Genomic DNA, 23,618 nt, shown 5'->3' with positions numbered 1-23,618 from the left:
GAAGACTCGAACTTCCACGGTGTTGCCACCGCTAGGACCTGAACCTAGTGCGTCTACCAATTCCGCCACCTGGGCACGGGAAACGATGATACTTAGCCGTTTCCGTGTTACAACGTCTACCAGACATTGTGGGCGCGAACTATACGGCCGAGGTATTGCCTTGTAAACCCCTGATGGCGAAAAATAATTCGCGCGAAAGCTGCCGTCAGAGAGCAATTCGCGCTTCAATAGATAGAGGACGTTCTGTCCCTATAAATGAATGAAAGGTGACATCTCTTAATGGCCGATTGGCAATCCCTCGATCCCGAGGCCGCTCGTGAAGCGGAAAAGTACGACAACCCTATTCCTAGCCGCGAGCTGATCCTCCAGCACTTGAGTGAGCGCGGCTCGCCTGCCGCCCGCGAGCAGCTGGTCGAAGAGTTCGGGCTTGTGTCCGAAGAGGATATCGAAGCGCTACGTCGCCGTCTGCGAGCGATGGAGCGAGATGGTCAGCTGATCTACACCCGGCGTGGCACCTATGCCCCGGTGGACAAGCTGGACCTGGTTTGTGGTCGTGTAAGTGGCCATCGTGATGGTTTCGGGTTCTTGATCCCGGATGATGGCAGCGATGACCTGTTTCTCAGTCCTGCGCAAATGCGGCTGGTTTTCGACGGCGATCGCTGCCTGGCGCGAGTCGCCGGACTTGATCGGCGGGGCCGACGCGAAGGTGCGGTCGTTGAGGTAATCAGTCGCGCCCACGAAAGCATTGTGGGCCGCTATCACGTCGAGAGTGATGTCGGCTTCGTCATACCAGACAACCCCAAAATCCAGCAGGAAGTGCTGGTTACGCCGGGGCGGGCGTTGAACGCCAAGCCCGGTCAGTTCGTCGAGGTAAAGATCACTCATTGGCCTACGCAGCGTTTCCAGCCGCAAGGTGACATCGTCGAAGTGATCGGCAACTACATGGCGCCGGGCATGGAAATCGATGTGGCGCTACGCAGCTTCGACATTCCGCACGTGTGGCCTGAGGCGGTGTTGAAGGAAGCTTCGCGACTCAAGCCCGAAGTGGAAGAAAAGGACAAGCACAAGCGCGTCGATCTGCGTCATCTGCCGTTCGTGACTATCGATGGCGAGGATGCCCGCGACTTCGACGACGCGGTGTACTGCGAGAAGCTGGGTGGCTGGAAGGTGCTAACCGGCGGCTTCAGGCTGTATGTGGCGATTGCTGACGTTTCGCATTATGTCAAAGTCGAATCGGCGCTCGACAAGGAAGCTTTGGTTCGCGGCAACTCGGTGTATTTCCCTGAGCGTGTCGTGCCAATGCTGCCCGAGCAGCTTTCCAACGGTCTTTGCTCGTTGAATCCGCAGGTCGACCGCTTGGCGATGGTTTGTGAGGTCACCCTCAGCAAGGCTGGGAAAATGACCGATTACCAGTTCTATGAGGCGGTGATCCACTCACACGCGCGGCTGACCTACAACAAGGTCAGCTCGATGCTCGAGCAGCCCAAGTCCAATGAGGGCAAGCAGCTGAGCGGGGAGTACGCCGAAGTATTGCCGCATCTCAAGCAGCTCTATTCGCTCTACAAGGTACTGCTAAAAGCGCGTCATACCCGCGGTGCGATCGATTTCGAGACCCAGGAAACGCGCATCGTCTTTGGTGCCGACCGCAAGATCGCCGAGATCAAGCCTACGGAGCGCAACGATGCGCACAAGCTGATCGAGGAGTGCATGCTCTGCGCCAACGTGGCCACAGCGGCATTCCTGCAGAAACATGAGATCCCCGCGCTCTATCGTGTCCACGATGCGCCGCCGCTGGAGCGCCAGGAAAAGCTGCGTGCGTTTCTGGGCGAGCTCGGCTTGTCCCTGCACAAGGGCAAGGAGGGGCCGACGCCGAAGGATTATCAGGCGCTGCTGGAGCAGATTCAGGGTCGTCCGGATTTCCATGTCATCCAGACCGTCATGCTGCGCTCACTGAGCCAGGCGGTGTATAGCGCCGAGAATCACGGGCACTTCGGTCTGAACTACGAAGCCTATGCGCACTTTACTTCACCGATCCGGCGCTATCCTGACCTGCTGGTGCATCGGGCTATCCGCAGCGTCATCCGTTCCCGTCGCGATACGCCGCACGTGCGCCGTGAAGGCGCGACCAGCATGCCGAAGGCGCGTATCTATCCTTACGACGAGGCGGCACTGGAGCAGTTGGGCGAGCAGTGCTCGATGACCGAGCGGCGGGCTGACGAGGCTACCCGCGACGTCACCAACTGGCTCAAGTGCGAGTTCATGAAGGATCGCGTCGGCGAGACATTCCCAGGCGTCATCACTGCGGTAACCGGCTTCGGTCTGTTCGTCGAGCTGACGGATATCTATGTCGAAGGTCTGGTGCACGTTACGGCGATGCCGGGCGATTATTACCACTTCGATCCGCTGCACCATCGCCTGTCCGGCGAGCGCAGTGGGCGCAGTTTCCGTCTCGGTGATAGCGTCGAAGTGCGAGTCATGCGTGTCGATCTGGATGAGCGCAAGATCGATTTCGAACTGATCGGGGGCGGTAGCAAGACTGCACCGGGACAGCGAGATGGCGAGGGGCGCGGTCGTGAGCCTGGTAACGCGGATGTGCGTAAAAGTCGTGAGCTTAAAAAGGCTCTCATGGCAGATGCCAAGGGCGGCAGGAAAGACAAGGGTGACAAGGCGAGCGCTAGCAAGGGGCGGTCGGCCTCTGCCAAGCCGAAGTCTGCGGCCAAGTCGGCTGATAAGCCTTCCGGCCCGAGCAGCGGCTCTAGAAAGCGCAAGGCCAAGTCATGAGTCAGCTGGAAAAGATCTATGGCGTGCATGCCGTTGAGGCACTGCTGCGCCATCATCCGAAGCGCGTGAAGCAGGTGTGGCTTGCCGAAGGGCGTGGCGATCCGCGCGCTCAGGTGCTGATTGAGCTCGCAGCGCAGGCGCGCGTCAGCGTCGGGCAGTGTGAGCGTCGGGAAATGGACGCCTGGGTTGAAGGCGTTCATCAGGGCGTTGTGGCTGAGGTCAGCCCGAGTCAGGTCTGGGGCGAGGCGATGCTCGAAGAGCTACTCGATCGAGCGGATGGACCTCCTTTGTTGCTTGTGCTGGACGGTGTCACTGATCCGCACAATCTTGGCGCGTGCATGCGAACTGCCGACGCGGCCGGCGCGCTTGCGGTGATCGTGCCCAAGGACAAGTCGGCCACGCTCAACGCTACGGTGCGCAAGGTCGCTTGTGGTGCGGCTGAGGTTATCCCGTTAGTGGCGGTGACCAATCTTGCGCGTACGCTGGAGAAGCTTCAGCAGCGGGGGTTGTGGGTCGTCGGTACGGCTGGTGAGGCCGAACAGTCGCTCTACGATCAGGATCTCAAAGGCCCCATTGTTCTTATCATGGGCGCCGAGGGTCGCGGTATGCGGCGTTTGACCCGTGAGCATTGCGACTATCTGGTGCGTCTGCCCATGGCGGGGAGCGTTAGCAGTCTGAACGTTTCCGTTGCCACTGGTGTTTGCCTATTCGAGGCATTGCGTCAGCGCAAGACCGTAAAGGCTGCGGGCTGAGTCCTCCGGTCCGCAGCTGACGCTCATCTGAAACCGATTGACTTTTTTGTGGTCAATCGCTGTCCCAGGCCCATCCGCCGGATAGCGGCTTCTCGTCATATTGCTTGAGGGCTCCGGTTGTTTTCGGAGCCTTGCTGAGTTCGTTACGCGGCGTCAGGCTCGTACCATGGAGGTTGTATGCAGCAGCGCCCGTCTTTCGAAAGCCTTTTCCGGCTATCCCCGAACGCTTATGTTCTGCTTGATCGCGATCTGGTCATCATGGACGCCAATGCAGCGTATCTGAATCTGACCGGGCGAAAACTGGACGATATCCGCGGGCAGCGCCTACACGAGGCGTTTGCTGCCGACCCGTCAAGTCCGGAGACGACCCGCGTGCAGGAGCTGCTGGACTCCTTCGCGCGGGTTCTCAGCCGCAAAGCGGTTGATACGCTGCCGGTAATTCGCTACTCCATAGCGCGTCAAACACCGCTCGGCCCCGTTTATGAGGATCGCTACTGGAGCGCTACGCACACACCTATCCTTGATGAACAAGGTGAGGTTGTTGCGATATTGCAGCACACCTCTGACATCACCGAGCTGCAGTCCATGAGGCGCTCGCTGAGTGAATCGGTAATCGGAAAGCAGCCAGTGCAGCAGCTCGAGCAGGACGTCATGTCGCGCGCCAAGTTGCTGCAGTCCGAGGGCGAGCAGCTACGTCGGCTTTTCTCCCAGGCGCCAGGGTTTGTCTGCTTTTTGCGCGGGCCAAGTCATGTTTACGAACTGGTCAACGATGCCTATCGGCAGGTCACCGGCCATCGGCAGTTGCTCGGTAAGACGGTTCGAGAGGGATTGCCAGAGATCGAAGGGCAGGCCCTTATCGGGCTGCTCGACGAAGTCTATCGAACAGGTCAGGCTTATATCGGCAAGCGCGTACCCCTATTTCTCAAGCGACAGCCCGACAGAGACCCGGAAGAGACAATTCTGGATTTCGTTCTGCAGCCGATCCTTGAGAATGACGGCGCTGTCATCGGCATCTTCGTTCAGGGGCAGGATGTGACCGAGCAGCAGCGCAATGAAACGGAGCTACGTCGGTATCGCGATCATCTTGAAGAGCTGGTTGACGAGCGCACGCTGGCCTTACAACAGAGCGAGGCTGAGCGACAGGTCGCCGAGCAAGCCTTGCTGCAGGCGCAGCGGCTGGAGGCGGTAGGTAAGCTGACCGGCGGCATCGCCCATGACTTCAATAATATGCTGCAGATCATCGGCGGTAACCTGCAATTGCTGCGGCGCAGTCTCGGCAGTGATGAGACTGCCGCGCGACGTTTGGATTCTGCTGTCAGTGGTGTGGAAAAGGGCGCTCGCCTGGCTTCACAGCTGTTGGCGTTTGCCAGTCGCCAGCCGCTTCTTCCCCGCCAGATCCTCCTGCCGGAGCTGCTTGAGCAGATGCATGAGCTCCTCAATGGTGCGTTGGGTTCAGCCGTTCGGGTCGAGCTCGAGGTACTGGGAAAGCCTTGGCCGGTGTTGGTGGATGTCGGCAATCTGCAGACTGCGGTCCTGAACCTTGCGGTTAATGCGCGTGAGGCGATGGAGGGCAGTGGTCGGTTGGTGTTGCGCCTGGAAAACCGTACGCTCGGACAGGCTGAGTCATCTGCTCAGGACGCGCCAAGTGGCGACTATGTGTTGCTCAGTGTCATCGATGAGGGTAGTGGCATGAGTGCGGACGTTCGCGCCCGTGCTTTCGAGCCCTTCTTTACGACCAAGCAGGACGGTAGTGCATCTGGGCTGGGCCTGAGCATGGTGTATGGGTTCGTCAAACAGAGCGGCGGTTTCGTTAGCCTGGAGGACGGCGCGTGCGGCGGCACGGTGGTCCATGTGTACCTGCCGCGTTGCGTCGAAGGCGAGCAGGCCGGCAGCGGGCGACCCCTCGACCAGGCGGGTGAGGCTTCGGGCGCGTTGCTGCCCGCCGTTGAGCCCGGAGTCACCGCAGACGATGCTGGGCTGAGGATTCTATTCGTCGAGGATGATCCGACTCTGCGCATGCTGACCGGCGAAGTGATGATGGAGCTCGGTCATCAAGTCGTGGCGAGCGAAACGGCCGAAGAGGCGCTGGAGCTTCTCGAACAGCAGCCTTTCGATGTGCTGCTTACCGATGTCGGGCTGGCGGGCATGAGCGGTATCGATCTTGTGCGTGAGGTCGGGGTGCGGCAGCCGCAGCTGTCTCTGGTGATCGCTTCAGGGTATGCGGTCAGCGCTTCGGATGTCGGTCTGGATCGGCTTCGTACCATGCTCAAGCCCTACGATATCCATCAGGTTCGCCAGTTGCTCGAGGGGATTCGAGCCGAGCGCGGGGCACTGCGGAGCTGAATGTGCTGCGCTGGTTAAATAATCACCAGTTTGCCTTGCGCCCCTGATGACCCTTCTCTAGAATGGCGCCCCTTGCCTGGGTGGCAGGCGTTTGCGCGCCTCTTTACAGGCAGGACACAAGTCATTCACTCCTTGCCTGACCGCATAGTCGGCAGGCTGCAACCCGTAAGGAGCAATTATGCGTCATTACGAAATCATCTTTCTGGTTCACCCGGACCAGAGCGAGCAGGTCGGCGGCATGGTGGAGCGTTACACCAAGCTGATCGAAGAAGACGGCGGCAAGATTCACCGCCTGGAAGACTGGGGTCGTCGTCAGCTGGCTTATGCCATCAACAACGTCCACAAGGCTCACTATGTGATGCTGAACGTCGAGTGCAGCGGCAAGGCTCTGGCCGAGCTGGAAGACAACTTCCGCTACAACGACGCCGTCATCCGCAACCTGATCATCCGTCGCGACGAAGCCGAGACCGAGCAGTCTGAAATGCTCAAGGCCGAGGAAAACCGTAGCGAGCGCCGTGAGCGTCGTGATCGCCCTGACAGCACTGATGGCTCCAGCGAGAGCGACAGTGACAGCGATAACAACGCTGACGAGTAATCCACGGATCTATTGAGGAGCCTATTTCATGGCACGTTTTTTCCGTCGTCGTAAGTTCTGCCGTTTCACCGCCGAAGGCGTGAAAGAGATCGACTACAAGGATCTCAACACCCTGAAGGCCTACATCTCCGAGACCGGCAAGATTGTTCCTAGCCGTATCACCGGAACCAAGGCACGTTATCAGCGTCAGCTGGCTACCGCTATCAAGCGCGCCCGCTACCTGGCCCTGCTGCCCTACACCGACAGCCACGGCCGTTGATCCGGCTGGTCGGCAGAAGTAAAGGATAAATCGCATGCGCGCCTTGGCTGAGTTCATCATGCGCGGCCGTATGCAAGCCATCTTCGTGGTGGCTGGTGCTGCAGCTCTGCCCATGCTGTTCTGGTTGAGTGCCGCCGCAGGCAGCCTAGTGCTGTTGCGGCGTGGCCTAAGTGATGCGCTGGGTGTACTGGTCTGGGCCGTATTGCCTGCACTGGCCTGGTGGTACTTCGGCGATCCGCGAACTCTGCTGGTATTGCTCGGTTCGTTCGGGCTTGCCTTGGTGCTGCGTGGTCAGGCGTCGTGGGTGCGGGTGATGTTGTGCAGTGTGGGCCTCGGACTGCTGTATGTCTGGGCTCTCGGTGCGGTGTTCGGCGAGCCCATTGCGGCGCTGGCCAGCGAACTGCAGAAAGTGTTGCCCGATGCATTTTCGGGCGCCTATCAGCAGCTTTCGGTGGAAGAGCGCAGCCGTGTGGAGTCGCTGTTGGCACCGGTGCTGACCGGCCTGTTGGCCGCGCTGCTGCAGGTCGTCACTTTGCTAAGCCTGATGCTGGGGCGCTACTGGCAAGCGGCGTTGTACAACCCGGGCGGTTTCGGCAGCGAGTTTCGCGCGCTGCGGTTGCCGCCGATGCTGGCGATTCTGCTGCTGGTGGGCATGCTACTGGGGCCGAACCTTGGTGCGCAGTTGGCCGTGCTAACGCCGTTGTGCAGTGTTCCGCTGGTGTTCGCCGGTATCGCGCTTATGCACGGTCTGGTGGCTCAGGGTCGTCTACCGCGCTTCTGGCTGGTGGGGCTGTACGTCACGCTGGTGCTGTTCATGCAGTTGATTTATCCGTTACTGGCCGTTTTGGCCATTGTCGACAGTCTGTTTGATTTTCGTGGTCGCGCAGCCGGTAAGAACGGTGCGGGACCTGCGAACGGTGAAGGTTAAAAGTTAAGAGGTAAGACTCAAATGGAAGTCATCCTGCTGGAAAAGGTCGCAAACCTGGGCAACCTGGGCGACAAGGTAAACGTCAAGTCTGGTTACGGTCGCAACTACCTGTTGCCGCAGCGCAAGGCTACTGCTGCTACTGCAGCTAACATCGCCGAGTTCGAAACTCGTCGTGCTGATCTGGAAAAAGCTGCTGCCGAGCGTAAGGCTTCCGCCGAAACTCGCGCTGCTCAGCTGGCTGAACTGGAAGTCACCATCACTGCTACCGCGGGCGATGAGGGCAAACTGTTCGGTTCCATCGGTACTCACGACATCGCCGACGCACTGACCGCCTCTGGCGTTGAAGTGGCGAAGAGCGAAGTTCGTCTGCCGAACGGCACCATCCGCCAGGTTGGTGAGTACGACGTGGCTGTGCACCTGCACTCCGACGTCGAAGCGACTGTCAAAGTGATCGTCGTAGCCGGCTAAGCCTTCGTCTGGCACCGTTGGTGCCTGACGAGTAACATCGGGCACGTTTCCACGCGAGTGGAGCGTGCCCTTTGTTTTTCTGTAGTTACGAATTCCGAGTGCCATGAACGACATCAGTGTCCCCCAGCAATACGATCTGGAAACCGCAGCGCTAAAGGTGCCGCCACACTCGATCGAGGCTGAGCAGGCAGTGCTCGGCGGTCTGATGCTGGACAACAATGCCTGGGAGCGCGTGCTTGACCAGGTATCCGATGGCGATTTCTATCGCCACGATCATCGCCTCATTTTTCGAGCGATCTACACATTGGCCGAACGGAATTCACCGTTCGACGTGGTTACCCTATCCGAGCAGCTGGACAAGGAAGGCCACCTGCCACAGATCGGCGGGCTGGCCTATCTTGGCGAGCTGGCGAAGAACACGCCCTCTGTGGCGAACATCAAGGCCTATGCACAGATTATCCGCGAGCGAGCCACGCTGCGGCAGTTGATCGGCATCAGCAACGAGATCGCCGACAGCGCCTACGCCCCGCAGGGCCGTACCGGCGAGGAAATTCTCGACGAAGCCGAGCGGTTGATCTTCCAGATCGCCGAGGCACGACCCAAGACCGGTGGGCCGGTAGGTATCAATGACATTCTGGTCAAGGCCATCGACCGCATCGACACCCTGTTCAACGCAGGGGAGGCGATTACCGGCCTGTCCACTGGCTTTACAGACCTGGATGAAGCTACAAGCGGCCTGCAGCCGGCTGACCTGATCATCGTCGCTGGTCGTCCTTCGATGGGTAAGACGACCTTTGCCATGAATCTCGTCGAGAATGCCGTGCTGCGCACCGACAAGGCGGTGCTGGTGTTTTCCCTGGAAATGCCCGCCGACTCCATCGTCATTCGTATGCTCGCTTCACTGGGTCGCATCGACCAGACCAAAGTGCGTGGCGGTAAGCTCGAGGATGATGACTGGCCACGTCTGACCTCGGCGGTAAACCTGCTCAACGACCGCAAACTGTTCATCGATGACACCGCCGGAATCAGCCCATCGGAGATGCGTGCGCGGACCCGGCGTCTGGCTCGTGAGCACGGCGAAATCGCCATGATCATGGTCGACTACCTGCAGCTGATGCAGATTCCCGGCTCGAGTGGCGACAACCGAACCAACGAAATTTCCGAAATTTCGCGCTCGCTCAAGGGCCTGGCGAAGGAATTCAACTGCCCGGTGATCGCCCTGTCCCAGCTCAACCGCTCACTCGAGCAGCGTCCCAACAAACGCCCAGTGAACTCCGACTTGCGCGAATCGGGAGCGATCGAGCAGGACGCCGATATCATCATGTTCGTCTACCGGGATGAGGTCTATCACCCGGAAACCGAGTACAAGGGCGTCGCCGAAATCATCATCGGCAAGCAGCGTAACGGTCCTATCGGCACCACGCGTCTGGCTTTTCTCGGCAGATACTCGCGTTTTGAAAACCTGGCCCCGGGCAGCTACCAGTTCGACGATGAGTAATCGAAGCGGCGTGGCTATTGTGTTTCAGAGGCGGGCGACATCGGCGCCCGCCTGGCACTAGAACCTCTGCCTGCGCGATAGAGTCGACAGGAGTAAGATTTCGACCACCCGCCGTTGTACAGGAAAAACTACATGCGTCCGCTGGTTGCCACGGTCGATCTGACCGCGCTTCGTCACAACTACCTGCTCGCCAAGCAATGCGCACCGCAGCGCCAGGCTTTCGCCGTGGTCAAGGCCAACGCCTACGGGCATGGCTCACGGGAAGCAGTTGCGGCCTTGTGCGAGATTGCCGATGGCTTTGCCGTGGCCTGCCTGGAAGAAGCGGAAGAGGTGCGGCTCAGTGCGCCCGAGGCGCGCATCCTGTTGCTGGAAGGCTGTTTCGAGCCAGCCGAATATTTGCGCGCCGCCGAGCTTGGGTTGGATGTTGCCGTCCAGGATCAGCGACAGGCCGATTGGCTGCTGGCCGCCGATCTGAGTCGGCCACTGAATGTCTGGCTGAAGCTGGATTCGGGCATGCACAGGCTCGGCTTCACCCTGCAAGGCTTGCGTGAGTGCCATGCACAGCTCAAAGGTAAGGCGCAGGTCGGCGAGCTCAACTTGATCAGTCACTTTGCCTGCGCCGATGAGCGCGGTCATGCTCTGACTGAGTTGCAGCTGGAGCGCTACAGTGAATTGCTGGCCCTGGAGTTCGATAACTGTTCGTTGGCCAATTCCGCGGCGGTGCTGACGCTGCCGCAAGCTCACATGGCCTGGATTCGCCCTGGCATCATGCTCTATGGCGCCACGCCATTTGCCGAGCTAAGCGCGCATGAACTGGGGTTGCGCCCGGTGATGACGCTGACCGGTGCGCTGATCGCCGTGCGCGATGTGCCGCAAGGTGAAAGCGTCGGCTATGGCGCCAGCTGGATCGCGCAGCGCGCCTCGCGAATCGGCACCGTCAGCTGCGGCTATGCCGATGGCTATCCGCGTACCGCGCCTTTGGGCACCTCGGTGATGATTCATGGCCAGCGCGTACCGCTGGCCGGCCGGGTGTCGATGGACATGCTGGCGGTGGATCTCACCGATCTGCCGCAGGCGCAGGTGGGCGATGCGGTGGAGCTGTGGGGCGCGCAGATGCCGATCGACGAGCTGGCGAAGGCCTGCGGGACTATCGGCTACGAGTTGCTGACCAAGGTGACCGGGCGGGTGCCGCGGCGTTACGTCGGTTGATCGGCGGGCAGCGGTTGTTTTTCCTGCTGAACCCAGTTCCCGCGGCCTTGGTGTTTGGCACGGTAGAGCGCCTCGTCGGCAGCTTTGTACAACTGTGAAAATCCCTCGGCATGGCGCGGGAAGAAGGCCGCGCCAACGCTAACCGTAACGGCCAGGCTTACGTCGCGGTACGGCACGGGCTGGGACAGCTCGTGCAACAGCCTTTCGGCGATCTGGGCAGCGTCTTGTTCGACGTTTGGCCCGGTTAGCAGCACAGCGAACTCATCCCCTCCCAGCCGCGCCGCCATGTCACTGCTGCGCACCAGATCGCGCAGACGCTGGCTGAGCGCACGCAGTAACAGGTCGCCAGCATCGTGGCCGTGGCTGTCGTTGATCGGCTTGAAGTGGTCCAGGTCGATGAGCAGCAGGGCGATGGATTCATCGCGGCGCCGGGCATCGCTCAGCGCCATCTCTACGCGTTCGATGAGATAGCGTCGGTTGGGCAACTCGGTTAGCGGGTCATGGAAAGCAACCTGCTTGAGCTCGACTTCCCGCTCGCTCAGATGTCGGTTGGCTTCGGCGAGCTCGGCAGTGCGCATTTCCACCGCCATGCTCAGCTGCTCGGCGCTGTCCTGTACCTGCTTCAGTCGGGCGGTTTTCTCCTGGTCGGCGTGTTCCAGAGCTGTTGCCCGTTCCTGTTTGAGTATCTGGATGCGGTAGGCCAGGGCGAAAGAGAACAGGATTGACTCTGCGGCGACTGCCAGTGGAAAAATGTGCGCATTCCAAGGGGCTGGCTGAACCAGACCGGTGGCGCGCAGTAGAAGCAGATTGACGCTGCCCAGGATCACGCCGAAACCGAGCAGATAAAGCAGCGCTGGGAAATATCCCTGGCGCCAGCGGCGGAACGAAGCCCACAGCGAGGCGGGGATCGCGGTGAGCGCCAGCGCCACGAATACCCAGGCGCCGAACGCGCGCCAGCCGAAGGCGTTGAGCAGCACGGCGGAGACATACAGCGTCAAGGCAAAGGTCAGCAGGCGGTGGGCCCAGGGCACGAATTGCCGTGTCTGCAACAGCGTCTGGGTGAAGCGGCAGGCGCTGAATCCCCAGAGCGCCGGGATGCTGATGCGGTCGAGCCAAAAGGGCACCGGGCCATTTGGCCAGAGGTACTGGAAACCATGACCGGTCATCGCCAGGATCATCAACAGCGCGCCGCTGGTGGTCATCACGTACCAGAAATACGCGTTGTCACGAAGGCTGAGGAAGATGAACAGGTTGTACATCAGCATTGCCAGGATGACGCCATAAATCAGGCCGAGAAACAGGTTTTCGCCTACCGCTTGCTCCTGCAGGGCATCGAGCTGCCAGACCTTTAGCGGAAAGGAGTTGCCGGCGGGATCATGGCTTCGCAAATAGAAGGTCAGAGGTTGCTGGTCGCTAAGCTCGGGAAGTTTGAAAAGCATGCGTCGGTAAGGATGGTCGCGGCTCTCGGCAAATCTCACCAGCTCGCCGGACTGACGCTCCTGCCAGCCGCCATTTCCATCCGGCAGGTAGAGGCGCAGATCTTTCAACGTCACTGAGCCAACCTCCAGCCACCACAGCGACGGCGCGCCGCTTTCGCGCTGCAGACTGACGCGTATCCACCAGGGATGCGGGCTCTGTCCGACGCTGGCCTTGCCTTCGGCCGGCTGGAAGCGCGTCTGTACGTCCGGGCGTTGCAGGTCTTCGATGCTCAGCTCCGCCCTGGGATCGGCCAGCAGCGTGATGTGGGCGTTCAGGCCACGGCCACTGTCACTGGCATTCAGGAAGGCGGTTTCGGCATGGGCGGGGGCCAGGCTGCAAAGGCTCAGGAGCAAGGCGAAAAGGACGACGCGCACCAGACACTCCCGGGCTCGAAGCAGTGGTTGAGTCGCGCGAGTATAGCGGGCGGCGGTGACACTGCGCGCGCCCGTCGCGAAGGTCGATAAAGACCCTGCGTGGTAGTCGGGCTTGGTTATTTTTTGTGCTATATTCCGCGCCCGTTTTCGTTGTCCCGGTTTCCCGCCATGCACGCCGTCAAGCCATTGTTCGACTATCCCAAGTACTGGGCCGAGTGTTTCGGTCCGGCGCCGTTCCTGCCGATGAGCAGGGAGGAGATGGATCAGCTCGGCTGGGATTCCTGCGACATCATCATTGTCACCGGTGATGCCTACGTTGATCACCCGTCCTTCGGTATGGCGATCATCGGTCGTCTGCTCGAAGCGCAGGGCTTTCGCGTCGGGATCATCAGTCAGCCGGACTGGCAGAGCAAAGACGACTTCATGAAGCTTGGCGAGCCGAATCTGTTCTTCGGTGTTGCCGCCGGCAACATGGATTCGATGATCAATCGCTACACCGCCGACCGTAAGGTGCGCTCCGATGACGCTTATACCGCCGGCGGTCTGGCTGGCAAGCGGCCCGATCGCGCCAGCCTGGTCTACAGCCAGCGCTGCAAAGAAGCCTACAAGCACGTGCCGGTGGTGCTTGGCGGCATCGAGGCCTCGCTGCGCCGCATTGCCCATTACGACTACTGGTCGGACAAGGTGCGCCGCTCGATCCTGATGGATGCCACGGCGGATGTGCTGCTCTATGGCAACGCCGAGCGCGCCATCGTCGAGGTGGCGCAGCGCCTGGCCCGCGGCGAGCCAATCGAAGCGATCACCGATGTGCGCGGCACGGCGTTCATTCGCAAGGACACGCCCGAGGGCTGGTTCGAGATCGACTCCACGCGCATCGACCGTCCGGGCAAGGTCGACAAGATCATCAACCCGTACGTAAACACCCAGGATCTGCAAGCCTGTGCCATTGAGCAGGAGAAGGGTGCGATCGAGGATCCGAACGAGGCCAAGGTCGTTCAACTACTGCCGAGCCCGAAGATTGAGCGTGACAGGACGGTAATCCGCCTGCCGTCCTTCGAAAAGGTGCGCAACGATCCGGCGCTGTACGCCCACGCCAACCGGGTGTTGCACCTGGAGACCAACCCCGGTAATGCCCGCGCGCTGGTCCAGCGACACGACGACCGTGAGTTGTGGCTCAACCCGCCGCCGATTCCCCTGACCACCGAGGAAATGGATTACGTGTTCGCCGCGCCCTATGCGCGCGTGCCGCATCCGGCCTACGCGGGAGCGAAGATCCCGGCCTACGAGATGATCCGCTTCTCGGTGAACATCATGCGTGGCTGCTTCGGTGGCTGCACCTTCTGCTCGATCACCGAGCATGAGGGGCGCATCATCCAGAGCCGTTCCCACGAGTCGATCCTGCACGAGATCGAGGAGATGAAAAACGTGCCGGGCTTTACCGGCGTGGTCTCTGACCTCGGCGGGCCGACCGCCAACATGTATCGCCTGGCCTGCAAGAGCCACGAAATCGAGAAGCACTGCCGCAAGCCGTCCTGCGTGTTCCCCGGTATCTGCGAGAACCTCAATACTGATCACAGCTCGCTGATCGAACTGTACCGCAAGGCACGTGCACTGCCGGGCGTGAAGAAGATCCTGATCGCCTCCGGCCTGCGCTACGACCTCGCCGTGGAGTCGCCGGAATACGTCAAGGAGCTGGTCACCCACCACGTCGGCGGCTATCTGAAGATTGCCCCGGAGCACACCGAGCGTGGTCCGCTGGACAAGATGATGAAGCCGGGCATCGGCACCTATGATCGCTTCAAGCGGATGTTCGAGAAGTACTCGAAGGAGGCGGGCAAGGAGCAGTATCTGATCCCGTACTTCATCGCTGCGCATCCGGGCACCACTGACGAGGACATGATGAATCTCGCGCTGTGGCTGAAAGCCAATGGCTTCCGCGCTGACCAGGTGCAGGCGTTCTATCCGTCGCCAATGGCCTCGGCAACCGCCATGTACCACACCGGCAAGAACCCGCTGCGCAAGGTGACCTACAAGAGCGAAGGCGTCACCGTGGTCAAGAGCGAGGAACAGCGGCGCCTGCACAAAGCCTTCCTGCGTTACCACGATCCCAAGGGCTGGCCGCTGCTGCGTGAGGCGCTGATTCGTATGGGCCGCGCTGATCTGATCGGCAGCGGCAAGCAGCAGCTTATTCCGGCTCATCAGCCGGCTACCGATGGCTATCAGAGCGCGCGGCGCAAGAACTCCACTCCGGTGGGTAGCAAAAAGGCGGGGCAGGGCGGGCAGATCCTCACCCAGCACAACGGTTTGCCACCGCGGAGCCACGACGGCAATGCCTGGGACAAGCGCGAGCAGGCCAAGGCTGCCGCTGAAGCTCGGCGTAAGGCGGCTAAAGGGGGTAAGCCGGCGGGCAAAGGGGGCAAGCCACAACGCCCCGTGGCACCCCGCTAACCGACGAGGTCTGCCTGCATAAAAAACGGAGCGCCAGGCTCCGTTTTTTTAGAACCTGAATGCCTGGGTCGCCCTATCCAGTTCGCTGCCCAGCTGCAGCATCTGCGCACTCTGCTCGCGCCCCCGGCTGATATGGCCAAGGTTTGCATCTCCGAGTTGATGAATGCGTTCGCTGTGGCCGCGAATCTCGCCTACCGCTTCGCCCTGTTGTGCAGTGGCCTGGGCAATTTGCTCGGCCATACGGCTGATGGTGGCGATGGTCGAGACGATCTCGTCCAGCGCCTGATCAGCACTTTGCGCCAGGTTTGCCGTGCTTTCGGCGTGTGCTACCTGGCTGCGCATGGCCTCAACCGACTGCCTGGCCGCCTGCTGCAGGCGGCCTATCAGTTGCTGGATTTCCTCGGTTGCGCCGCTGGTGCGTTGAGCGAGTGAGCGCACCTCGTCGGCTACCACCGCAAACCCGCGTCCATGACCGCCGGCCCGCGCCGCTTCGATGGCGGCGTTGAGCGCGAGCAGGTTGGTCTGCTCGGCAATGGCACGGATGACGGTCAGTACATTGCCAATGATGGTGGTCTCGTCGGCTAGGCGCTCGATGGCCACGGCATTGTCCTGGACTTCGCTGACTAGGTCATGCAGGCCGTTCAGGCTTTGACCAATCACCTGCTGACCGTGATGCACGGCGCGTGCTGCAGCCCGGCTGGCTTCGGCGGCCTCTCCAGCACCATCGGCTACCTGCTGAATGGTCGTTTCTAGCTCACCCAGCGAATCGCGGATCTGCGCCGTGTCACCGGTCTGGCGTTGGGCGCCGTCATGCAGGCCGCTGCTCATCTGGTCGAGGTCGCGGCTGCTTGCGGCAACCTGAGTCGCCTGTTGGCGCAGGGTGCCGACAAGCTGCAGCAGATAGCTGCGCAGACTATTGAGCGAGCTTTCGATATCGGCGATCTCGCGGATCTTCGAGTCGATTCGCGCATCGCGAGTGAAGTCACCTTCCGCCCACGCCGAAAGTGCGGGGACCAGTTGGCTGAGCGCGCGGGTAAGCTGCCGTTGCAGGCGATCGATGGTCAGCGCGATGAGCAGAATCAGCAGAATGATGCCGCCTTGCAGCAGGCGTACCTCACCCTGAATACGGCCATGCTCGGCGCGCACGGCCGGTTCCAGTTCGGCCAGTGCCTGTTGCACGGCGTCGATCTTGCGGGCACTACTTTCCAGCAGCTCGCTGCGTTGGCGGATCAGTTGGCGGGTGCGCTGCAGTTCGGCCGGGTAGCGCTTGATCAGGCTGGCAAGCTCACGCTTGAGCGAAATGCCGCGGTCCTCGGTGGTGCGCTCTGCCGCATCCCCGAGGTCCAGTAACGCGGCGAAGTTGCTGGCGGCCGAATGGTCCGCGCTTTCGACGCCGAGCAGCGGCAGGGCGTCGAGTGCTTCGGCTTCCTGCTTGAGATTGCGAAGCGTCTGCGCGACATCGCCAGCTAGCTCGTCGCGGCCCGTGCTTACCAGCTTGCCGCGGGCATGGCTCAGACGCAGCAATTGCTGGCTGCCAGCCAGCAACGGCCGTTGGTAGTCCAGCGCGCTCGGATGGCTTGCCTGGGTACGGTAGTCGTCGAGCTGCGTCAGCGCCCCGGCCATTTCGCGTTCTGCCTGTAGCAGCAGGCCCTGCGGATCGCCGGCCAGCTTGCCTGCAGCGAGTAGATCATCGGCGGTGAAGCGGGTGAGCTCCTGCAGGCTCGGACGCAGCCTGTCAGCAAGATCACTGGGTAGCTCGGCGATGTCCTGTTCGAGTTCAGCCAGCGCCTGCTGGGCCTGGCTGTGGCGCAGCGCATCACCGCTAGCCAGATAGCCGTGGATGTTCTCCGCGGCGTGGTGCTGGAACTGCTGGGACAGGGCCAGGTAACGCGCCATGAGGAGATAGGGGCGCTCCATTGCGCGTTCCGACCACCAGAGTGTGGCACCCAGCGCCAAGCAGACCGCAATGAGCAGCAGCGTGTTGAGAGTGGTGAGCGACTTCAGGCGCATGCTCGCCTCGCAGAAAGATCAGGAAGCTTGCAAGGTATGGCAGTTTGATGTCATTGGCGTTACAGCCGGCGCGGTAGCCGGCTAGAGTCGAGGGGGCAGCGGTGGTGGATATCTGGTACAGCGCTGTGCGCTAGCCTGCAGGCGCGCAGCGGCAGGCTAGTAGCACTCGACGCGGTTGCGGCCGCCATGCTTGGCCCGATATAGCGCTTCGTCGGCTTGCTGCGTGAGCATTTTGACCTCGGCATCGTTGCTCAGCTCGGTGATGCCGCAGCTGAATGTGCAGCTGAGGTCGTGCGGCTGAGCGGGGAAGCGAATCTCCGAGAAGCGTTGACGTATCTCGTCGAGCACCTTGCAGGCGGCGTCCGCCGGCGTGTCTGGCAGCACCACGGCAAACTCCTCGCCGCCATAGCGGCCAATGTGATCGGTCTTGCGCAGGCGCTGCTTCAAGAACAGCGCCAGGCTCTTGATGACCCGATCACCCATGGGGTGGCCAAAGGTGTCGTTGACCCGCTTGAAGTGGTCGATATCCAACATGGCAAAGCTTAGCGGACGGTTGTCGCGGCGCGCGCGGAAGCGTGCGTCCTCCAGCAGCTGCAGGCTGTGGGTGTGGTTATAGAGACCTGTGAGGCTGTCGCGCACGATACGCGCCTTGAGGCTTCTGGCGCGGGTCGCGCGGGTGCGCACGGTGGCGATCAGATGGCTGGGCTTGATCGGCTTGGTGAGAAAGTCGTCGCCACCTTCGCCCATGGCATCGAGCTGCTTGTCCAGATCATCCTCGGCGGACAGATAGATGATCGGCACGCTGACGTAGCGCTCGTGCTGGCGAATCACCTTGGCCAGCTCGGTGCCAAGGCATTCGGGCATGTACATATCGAGGATGATCAGATCCGGTTGAAACTCGGCCAGCGCACCTATGGCCTGGATTGGCTCTATCAGCGTCTGGGTCACGATGCCGGCATTGTTCAGCACGCGTTCGGTGTGTGTGGCCTGGGCTCGGGAGTCGTCGATGATCAATACGCGTATCGGTTCATAGTGCGCCGTGCGAGTGAAGATCTCGATCTTTTCCAGCAAGCTGCTGGCATCCAGGGTGCCGGTGAAAAATTCCAGACCTCCCGCGCGAACGGCTGCCAGGCGCGTCGGGGTGTCGGTTTCAGCATGGCTGAAGAAGAGCATCGGCAGCTTGGGGTCCAGTCCCTGTTGCACTTGCTCGGCCAACCGAAGTCCTTCTCCGGGACCATTGAAGTCGACTTCCATGACGATGGCGGCGGGATGACGCCGATGCATGGCGGTGCGAAACGCAGCGACACTGCTAAACGCTTGCGCGGACATGCTGAAGAAGTCCAGCTGGCGTACGAGATGTTCGGCGCGCTCCTGGTCTTGCAGGGCGATGTAAACCGGCTTGCTCAATGGCGGCAGGAACGACTGGTTTTGCGGGTCGCTGTGGCGCAGGCCGGTACGCGCGAGGCGATAAATCAGCTGGCTGAGTGTGGAAATGCTGCTGCTGGAGAGACGACCGCGGTTGTCCCTGATGTCGCCCAGGCAGTCTTCGATGCTCATCGCCAGCTCGCTGTGCTCGGTCTGCTCGAAGCGGTCGGCGAAGCGTCGAAGTCGGGTCGTCGCTTCGGTGAGCGCGGCGTGGTAGTCCTCGTTCCATTCGCTGCGTTGCAATTGCTGCCAGACTTCCAGCACTTCCCGTGCCTGGTGGATGACCCGCTGGGCAAAATGCTGCTTTAGCTCTTCCTGATCCGACATCGCGATTTTCCTGGCGCGCCAGGTGCGCTGCCCCGGGGTTTTATAATGGCGGCATGCTATCACCGCTCGCGCGCTTTGGTAGTGCGCGCTCGCGGTAGTGGTTCTCAATTTGGCACTGAGCACTCAGGGGCCCTGCGTTATAGTAAAGACAAGTCACCGCAACGTCTCTGGCGCCATGCGGTCGAACCCCTGAACTCGCGAAAAGGACACATTGCCCATGTCGGATTGGAAGAATCGCTTCGCTCGTCTTGGCCGCTCGAATGGCTCTGCCGGGGCGACCAGCCATCGGGCAGGTAACCCGCTTTTGCTTATTCTTGCCGGCTTGCTGGGTATTTATCTGCTGGTGGCGCTGGTGCTTGGTTGGTATTGGTCCAGGGAGCCAGATATGTTCCCGGTTCAGCAGCACACTCGCCAGGCTGCCGAGGCCTCACAGCGACAGCTGGTCAGTGGCTACACAACCGTGGAAACGCTTAAGCGTGTTGCCAGTACCTTATTGGATAAGCCAGGCGGTTACCTGAGCAACGACATCGCGCCACCGGGCCTGTGGCTGGACAACATGCCGAGCTGGGAATATGGCGTGCTGGTGCAGGTTCGTGATCTCGCCCGCGCGTTGCGCAAGGACTTCGCTCGCTCGCAGTCGCAGTCCACCGAGGATACCGATCTGGCCAAGGCTGAGCCGCTGTTCAACTTCGACAATCGCAGTTGGGCGCTGCCGGCCTCCGAGTCCGAGTACCGCAACGCCATTCGCGGTCTGGATCGCTACCTGGCTCGGCTCAGCGATCCGGAGCCCAAGGCATTGTTCTACACCCGTGCCGATAACCTGAATAACTGGCTTGGTGATGCTGCCACCCGTCTTGGTTCGCTGTCGCAACGCCTGTCGGCCAGCGTCGGTCGAGTCCGCCTGGATGCCGACATCGCGCCCGAGCAGGAGCGCGCAGGAATCGTTCCGCAGGTCAAGGAGCAGGTGGTCGAGACGCCTTGGATGCAAATCGACAATGTCTTCTTCGAGGCGCGCGGCCAGGCCTGGGCTCTGTCGCACCTGCTGCGGGCAATCGAAGTGGATTTCGCCGATGTGCTAGCCAAAAAGAATGCAACGATCAGCGTCAGGCAGATCATTCGTGAGCTGGAGGCCGCGCAGGAGCCGCTTTGGAGCCCGATGGTCCTTAACGGAAGTGGTTATGGGGTGCTGGCCAACCATTCGTTGGTAATGGCCAACTACATATCCCGCGCCAACGCCGCGATCATCGATCTGCGCAACCTGCTGTCGCAGGGGTAAGGGCGGCCACGAGCTTTGTGAGCGGCAAGTTTAGTGGCGGCGTCTTGAAAGGACGTGAATCTAGCTTGCAGCTCAGTCTAGTCCGAGCTTTTTCAGTCGGTAGCGCATCGAGCGGAAGGTCAGACCCAGGCGCTGGGCCGCCGCTGTGCGGTTCCAGCGAGTTTCTTCCAACGCCTGCATGATCAACTTGCGCTCGATCTCTTCCAGATGATCTTCCAGATTATCGATGTGCGCCAGGCTGCCTTCGCTACTGTCGGACAGGCCTGGGCTGTCTGCTAGGCGCAGGTCGCCGGCCTTTATCTCGTCGCCTTCGCAGAGTGTGTACGCGCGCTCGAGCATGTTCTCCAGTTCACGGACGTTCCCCGGGAAACGATAGTTCTCCAGCTTTGCCAGCGCATCCGGATGTAGGCGGGCGTTGGTGTCGCCACATTCCTGCGCCAGGCGCCGGAGCATTGCTTCGGCGAGCAGCCCGATATCCTCGCGGCGTTCGCGCAGTGGCGGCACGCGCAGTTCGATGACGTTCAGTCTGTAATACAGGTCCTGACGAAAACGACCTGCGGCAACTTCGCTAGCCAGATCCTTGTGGGTGGCGCAGAGGATGCGCACATCGACCATTACTTCCTGGGCGCCGCCGACCGCGCGAACGGCTTTTTCCTGAATCGCGCGCAGCAGCTTGACCTGCATCGGCAGCGGTAGGTCCGCTACCTCGTCGAGAAATAGCGTGCCGCCATTGGCGGCCTGGAACAGACCAGGCTTGTCTTCGATGGCGCCGCTGAAACTGCCCTTCTTGTGACCGAAGAACTCGCTTTCCATCAGCTCCGTAGGGATCGCCCCGCAGTTAACCGGCACGAACGGCTTCTCGTTGCGTGGGCCTTGTTCGTGGATCAGGCGGGACACAAGCTCCTTTCCGCTACCGGACTCACCGCTTATATAGACCGGCGCCTGGCTACGGGCGAGCTTGCCGATCTGCTTGCGCAGGATCTTCATGGGGGGTGAGCTGCCCAGCAGGCGGCTGTCCACCGGTGCCTCAGCGGCAGGCGCGCGCAGGCGTAAAGCGGTGCTGACCAGCTCGCGCAGCCGGTTGAGATCCACTGGTTTGGTGAGGAAGTCGAACGCCCCGGCCTTGAGCGCACCGATGGCGGTATCCAGGCTGCCGTACGCGGTGATCATCGCAACAGGCAGCTGCGGATGCTGTTGCTGGATGTACTGCACCAGTTCCAGGCCGCTGCCATCGGGTAGGCGCATATCGGTCAGGCACAGATCGTAGTGCTCGCGGGCCAGCAGTTCGCGCGCCTCCTTGAGGTTGCGTGCGCTGCGGGTATCGAGCTTCATCCGGCCGAGGGTGATTTCCAGCAGCTCGCGGATATCCGGCTCGTCATCGATGATCAGTGCTTTCTGGCGCGCGGTCATGGTCCTGCTCTTGATTCGTAAAGCGATAGTCACCGCTAAGGCGGCCGGTGACCATGTTAACTCCGCCGGGCGTCGCCGTGGCTGTCGCTTTGGTCGATGTGTGATGCGTTGCCGGCAACCGTGTTGCGAGTGCTAGTTCAGCTTGCGTGGATGGGCGAAGACGATACGGAAACAGCTTCCGCCCTCAGTACGCTCGCGATAATCCAGGCGGGCCTGATTGCTCTCGCACAGTTCGCGGGAGATATACAAGCCTAGGCCCGTGCCTTTGCTCTCGGTGGTGAAGAAGGGTTCGAAGACGTTATGCAGCTGTTCCGTAGCAATGCCGGGGCCATCGTCCAGTACCTCCACTACCGGCAAATCGCTGGATTCCTCGCGGAACAGGCGTAGCCAGACTTGGGCGCGCTCATGTTGCTGGCCGCTGTAGCGAAGACCATTCTGAACCAGGTTGGTGAGCACTTGTGTCAGCTGATTGGGGTCCATGCGCGTCTGCAGTGAGCTGCCTACAACCTCCAGGTGCAGCGTCTGTTGCGAACTGAGTCCCTGACGAAACTCGCTCGCGAAACGGTGCAGCCAGTATTTGAGGTCGAGCAGCTGCGGCTCGGCCTGACGGCGGCGTGAGAGCTGCAGGACGTTTTCAATGACCAGGTTCATCCGTCGCGAATGATCCTGAATTATCTGTGCCAAGCGGCGATCGGAGGCGTCCAGCTCTTCGGATTCATGAAGCAGCTGCGCGGCATGGCTGATGGCGCCCAGCGGGTTGCGGATTTCGTGTGCGATGCTCGCAGTGAGCCGGCCGAGCGACGCGAGCTTTAGTTGCTGCGCCTTTTGCGCGATCTGCGAGATATCTTCGAGAAATACCAGGGTGTCGAGTTTGTTGCCGTGCTGCAGCGCCGCAAAGCTCGGTTGCAGCGTCGGTCCGCCGGGCGTCGCCTTGAGATTCTGTGGGCGCAGGGTAGGGTTGCCACGCCATTGCTGCAGCGCTTTGAGCAGTTCCGGACAGCGCGGGGCGATGCGCTCGCCGGCTAGCGAATCCTGCCCGAGCAACTGCAGCGCGCCTTGGTTGGCCAGTAGGACGCGTTCCTGCGGGTCGAGCACGATGATGCCGGTGCGCATGCGCTGGAGGATCAGCGCATTGAGCGCCTCGAGATTCGCAACCTCTTCGGCACGCTGGCGCGCCAGGTTTTCGCTGACCTGCAGCCGGCGGGTCAGGCCTTGTACGAGGAAGGCGGCGGCGAAGCAGAGCGTGCCGAGCGCGCCCGCTTGAACATACTGAGCGCTCGCCTCGGGGCGGTTGATGCTGAGGTAGAACGTCAGATAGATCAGTCCTGTCGCCGCAACCGCGGCGATGAAGAAGCCCACCTTGCCGCGCAGCAGAATATTCGCGATGGCAACGGCCACGATCAGCAGGTTGCCGATACCGCTCGGCGTGCCACCGGCGAAATAGAACAGCCCTGACAGCAGAATCACGTCCATCAGTGCAAGCCCGAGAACGGGCAGATCGCGCTCTGGACTCTGGACGAGCACGGCGACGAAGATGTTGAGAATGAGATAGAGCCAGGCGCCGTACTGAAACAGCTGCGGATTGCTCATCTGCAGCAGGTCATTGTGCAAGTCGCTGCTGATCAGCAGCACCAGCGCCAGGCCGATGGTCAGTCGATAAAGATGGTACAGGCGAAGAATTCGCCGCCCCTGATCGCCGAAGAAAGTGAGATTTTCAGCGCCCACCAGTACTGCTGTCCTGCTCTAGGTGAGCGCGGCTGCAGTACCAGCGGTCATGTGACTGCAGGGCCTGGTCCTGAGGTACATGCACGCCGCACTGAGCGCAGCGCACCATCGACAACGTGGTCTGCTGGGGTTTAGGTGCAGATTTTCTTTGCGAAAAACGGCGCCAGAGCCAGAAGGCGGCGCCTATCAATGCGATCCAGAACAGCAGTCGAAACAGACCCATATCGCTTCCTTCTCGATTAAGCGTGGCGACCTGCGATCGGTCGAGCCGGGGCCGGTCCTGGCCCATTGCGCCGCAAGCGACGCATCGT

At 61.0% G+C, this 23,618-nt stretch carries 16 protein-coding genes and 1 pseudogene; 11 read left to right on the top strand and 6 right to left on the bottom strand.

Annotation, left to right across the window (positions count from 1 at the left end):
* Window positions 1-279: 279 nt before the first annotated feature.
* From rnr to alr, 9 genes are all read left to right on the top strand, one after another.
* Window positions 280-2,781 carry a ribonuclease R gene (rnr, locus tag AAEZ08_RS21600; protein WP_102821343.1) on the top strand — a complete coding sequence of 834 codons (2,502 nt, stop codon included), beginning with the start codon at window positions 280-282 and terminating at the stop codon, window positions 2,779-2,781.
* Entirely contained in the window at window positions 2,778-3,533 is a 756-nt protein-coding gene (rlmB, locus tag AAEZ08_RS21595) for a 23S rRNA (guanosine(2251)-2'-O)-methyltransferase RlmB (RefSeq protein WP_003283107.1), read from the top strand. Before rnr ends, rlmB begins: the two co-directional genes overlap by 4 nt.
* A 177-nt stretch (window positions 3,534-3,710) precedes the next feature.
* Window positions 3,711-5,876 (top strand): PAS domain-containing protein, encoded by a 2,166-nt coding sequence (locus tag AAEZ08_RS21590; RefSeq protein ID WP_058065088.1) that lies wholly within the window; start codon window positions 3,711-3,713, stop codon window positions 5,874-5,876.
* A 178-nt stretch (window positions 5,877-6,054) separates the two neighbouring features.
* Window positions 6,055-6,471 carry a 30S ribosomal protein S6 gene (gene rpsF / locus AAEZ08_RS21585; protein WP_003283109.1) on the top strand — a complete coding sequence of 139 codons (417 nt, stop codon included), beginning with the start codon at window positions 6,055-6,057 and terminating at the stop codon, window positions 6,469-6,471.
* Between the two features lie 28 nt (window positions 6,472-6,499).
* A complete protein-coding gene (gene rpsR, locus AAEZ08_RS21580) occupies window positions 6,500-6,730 on the top strand; it encodes a 30S ribosomal protein S18 (RefSeq protein ID WP_003283112.1) in 231 nt (76 codons plus the stop codon).
* Between the two features lie 34 nt (window positions 6,731-6,764).
* On the top strand, window positions 6,765-7,658 hold the full coding sequence (locus AAEZ08_RS21575) for a hypothetical protein (protein WP_500125107.1): 894 nt from the start codon (window positions 6,765-6,767) through the stop codon (window positions 7,656-7,658).
* A 21-nt stretch (window positions 7,659-7,679) separates the two neighbouring features.
* On the top strand, window positions 7,680-8,126 hold the full coding sequence (gene rplI / locus AAEZ08_RS21570) for a 50S ribosomal protein L9 (protein ID WP_003283114.1): 447 nt from the start codon (window positions 7,680-7,682) through the stop codon (window positions 8,124-8,126).
* Window positions 8,127-8,229: 103 nt separating this feature from the next.
* Complete coding sequence (gene dnaB, locus AAEZ08_RS21565) at window positions 8,230-9,624, top strand: replicative DNA helicase (RefSeq protein ID WP_003283115.1); 1,395 nt, start codon at window positions 8,230-8,232, stop codon at window positions 9,622-9,624.
* Between the two features lie 132 nt (window positions 9,625-9,756).
* Window positions 9,757-10,833, top strand: coding sequence for an alanine racemase (alr, locus tag AAEZ08_RS21560; RefSeq protein WP_500125106.1), 1,077 nt, complete (start codon window positions 9,757-9,759; stop codon window positions 10,831-10,833).
* On the opposite strand, the gene AAEZ08_RS21555 is transcribed toward alr, so the two are convergent.
* Window positions 10,821-12,686 carry a diguanylate cyclase domain-containing protein gene (locus AAEZ08_RS21555; protein ID WP_500125105.1) on the bottom strand — a complete coding sequence of 622 codons (1,866 nt, stop codon included), beginning with the start codon at window positions 12,684-12,686 and terminating at the stop codon, window positions 10,821-10,823. The two genes, alr and AAEZ08_RS21555, sit on opposite strands and share 13 nt — an antisense overlap.
* A 168-nt stretch (window positions 12,687-12,854) precedes the next feature.
* Here AAEZ08_RS21555 and AAEZ08_RS21550 point away from each other — a divergent pair, with 168 nt between their 5' ends.
* Window positions 12,855-15,134: a YgiQ family radical SAM protein gene (locus AAEZ08_RS21550; RefSeq protein ID WP_500125104.1), complete on the top strand. Its 2,280-nt coding sequence runs from the start codon at window positions 12,855-12,857 to the stop codon at window positions 15,132-15,134.
* A 48-nt stretch (window positions 15,135-15,182) separates the two neighbouring features.
* Here AAEZ08_RS21550 and AAEZ08_RS21545 read toward each other — a convergent pair.
* Together AAEZ08_RS21545 and AAEZ08_RS21540 are read right to left on the bottom strand one after the other, a co-directional pair.
* Window positions 15,183-15,698: pseudogene (locus tag AAEZ08_RS21545) on the bottom strand (methyl-accepting chemotaxis protein); the annotation flags it as partial.
* Window positions 15,699-17,300: 1,602 nt separating this feature from the next.
* The gene (locus tag AAEZ08_RS21540; RefSeq protein WP_058065092.1) at window positions 17,301-18,896 is read right to left on the bottom strand and encodes a response regulator; all 1,596 of its coding nucleotides are present in this window, start codon (window positions 18,894-18,896) and stop codon (window positions 17,301-17,303) included.
* Window positions 18,897-19,113: 217 nt separating this feature from the next.
* On the opposite strand from AAEZ08_RS21540, the gene AAEZ08_RS21535 reads away from it, so the two are divergent.
* Complete coding sequence (locus AAEZ08_RS21535) at window positions 19,114-20,172, top strand: DUF2333 family protein (protein ID WP_003283123.1); 1,059 nt, start codon at window positions 19,114-19,116, stop codon at window positions 20,170-20,172.
* A gap of 72 nt (window positions 20,173-20,244) precedes the next feature.
* Here AAEZ08_RS21535 and AAEZ08_RS21530 read toward each other — a convergent pair whose 3' ends face one another.
* The 3 genes from AAEZ08_RS21530 to AAEZ08_RS21520 all read right to left on the bottom strand — a co-directional run bounded on the left by AAEZ08_RS21530 (window position 20,245) and on the right by AAEZ08_RS21520 (window position 23,530).
* Window positions 20,245-21,582: a sigma-54-dependent transcriptional regulator gene (locus AAEZ08_RS21530; RefSeq protein ID WP_003283124.1), complete on the bottom strand. Its 1,338-nt coding sequence runs from the start codon at window positions 21,580-21,582 to the stop codon at window positions 20,245-20,247.
* Between the two features lie 132 nt (window positions 21,583-21,714).
* Window positions 21,715-23,307 (bottom strand): sensor histidine kinase, encoded by a 1,593-nt coding sequence (locus AAEZ08_RS21525; protein ID WP_102821336.1) that lies wholly within the window; start codon window positions 23,305-23,307, stop codon window positions 21,715-21,717.
* Entirely contained in the window at window positions 23,297-23,530 is a 234-nt protein-coding gene (locus AAEZ08_RS21520; RefSeq protein ID WP_003283126.1) for a PP0621 family protein, read from the bottom strand. Before AAEZ08_RS21520 ends, AAEZ08_RS21525 begins: the two co-directional genes overlap by 11 nt.
* Window positions 23,531-23,618: the final 88 nt, after the last annotated feature.

This window comes from Pseudomonas sp. E45-MNA-CIBAN-0222, from assembly GCF_040310405.1.
GTDB lineage: Bacteria > Pseudomonadota > Gammaproteobacteria > Pseudomonadales > Pseudomonadaceae > Stutzerimonas > Stutzerimonas stutzeri_AC.
Note: the sequence above shows the minus strand (reverse complement) of the source record. Positions and strands in the feature narration are given on the sequence as shown.

Bases quoted from the DNA above. Each gene is read 5' to 3' on its own strand.
- AAEZ08_RS21540 (WP_058065092.1), bottom strand. From the start codon at position 18,896: ATGTCGGATCAGGAAGAGCTAAAGCAGCATTTTGCCCAGCGGGTCATC.
- alr (WP_500125106.1), top strand. From the start codon at position 9,757: ATGCGTCCGCTGGTTGCCACGGTCGATCTGACCGCGCTTCGTCACAAC.
- rpsR (WP_003283112.1), top strand. From the start codon at position 6,500: ATGGCACGTTTTTTCCGTCGTCGTAAGTTCTGCCGTTTCACCGCCGAA.
- AAEZ08_RS21530 (WP_003283124.1), bottom strand. From the start codon at position 21,582: ATGACCGCGCGCCAGAAAGCACTGATCATCGATGACGAGCCGGATATC.
- rplI (WP_003283114.1), top strand. From the start codon at position 7,680: ATGGAAGTCATCCTGCTGGAAAAGGTCGCAAACCTGGGCAACCTGGGC.
- AAEZ08_RS21590 (WP_058065088.1), top strand. From the start codon at position 3,711: ATGCAGCAGCGCCCGTCTTTCGAAAGCCTTTTCCGGCTATCCCCGAAC.
- AAEZ08_RS21550 (WP_500125104.1), top strand. From the start codon at position 12,855: ATGCACGCCGTCAAGCCATTGTTCGACTATCCCAAGTACTGGGCCGAG.
- AAEZ08_RS21535 (WP_003283123.1), top strand. From the start codon at position 19,114: ATGTCGGATTGGAAGAATCGCTTCGCTCGTCTTGGCCGCTCGAATGGC.
- dnaB (WP_003283115.1), top strand. From the start codon at position 8,230: ATGAACGACATCAGTGTCCCCCAGCAATACGATCTGGAAACCGCAGCG.
- AAEZ08_RS21520 (WP_003283126.1), bottom strand. From the start codon at position 23,530: ATGGGTCTGTTTCGACTGCTGTTCTGGATCGCATTGATAGGCGCCGCC.
- rlmB (WP_003283107.1), top strand. From the start codon at position 2,778: ATGAGTCAGCTGGAAAAGATCTATGGCGTGCATGCCGTTGAGGCACTG.
- rpsF (WP_003283109.1), top strand. From the start codon at position 6,055: ATGCGTCATTACGAAATCATCTTTCTGGTTCACCCGGACCAGAGCGAG.
- AAEZ08_RS21575 (WP_500125107.1), top strand. From the start codon at position 6,765: ATGCGCGCCTTGGCTGAGTTCATCATGCGCGGCCGTATGCAAGCCATC.
- rnr (WP_102821343.1), top strand. From the start codon at position 280: ATGGCCGATTGGCAATCCCTCGATCCCGAGGCCGCTCGTGAAGCGGAA.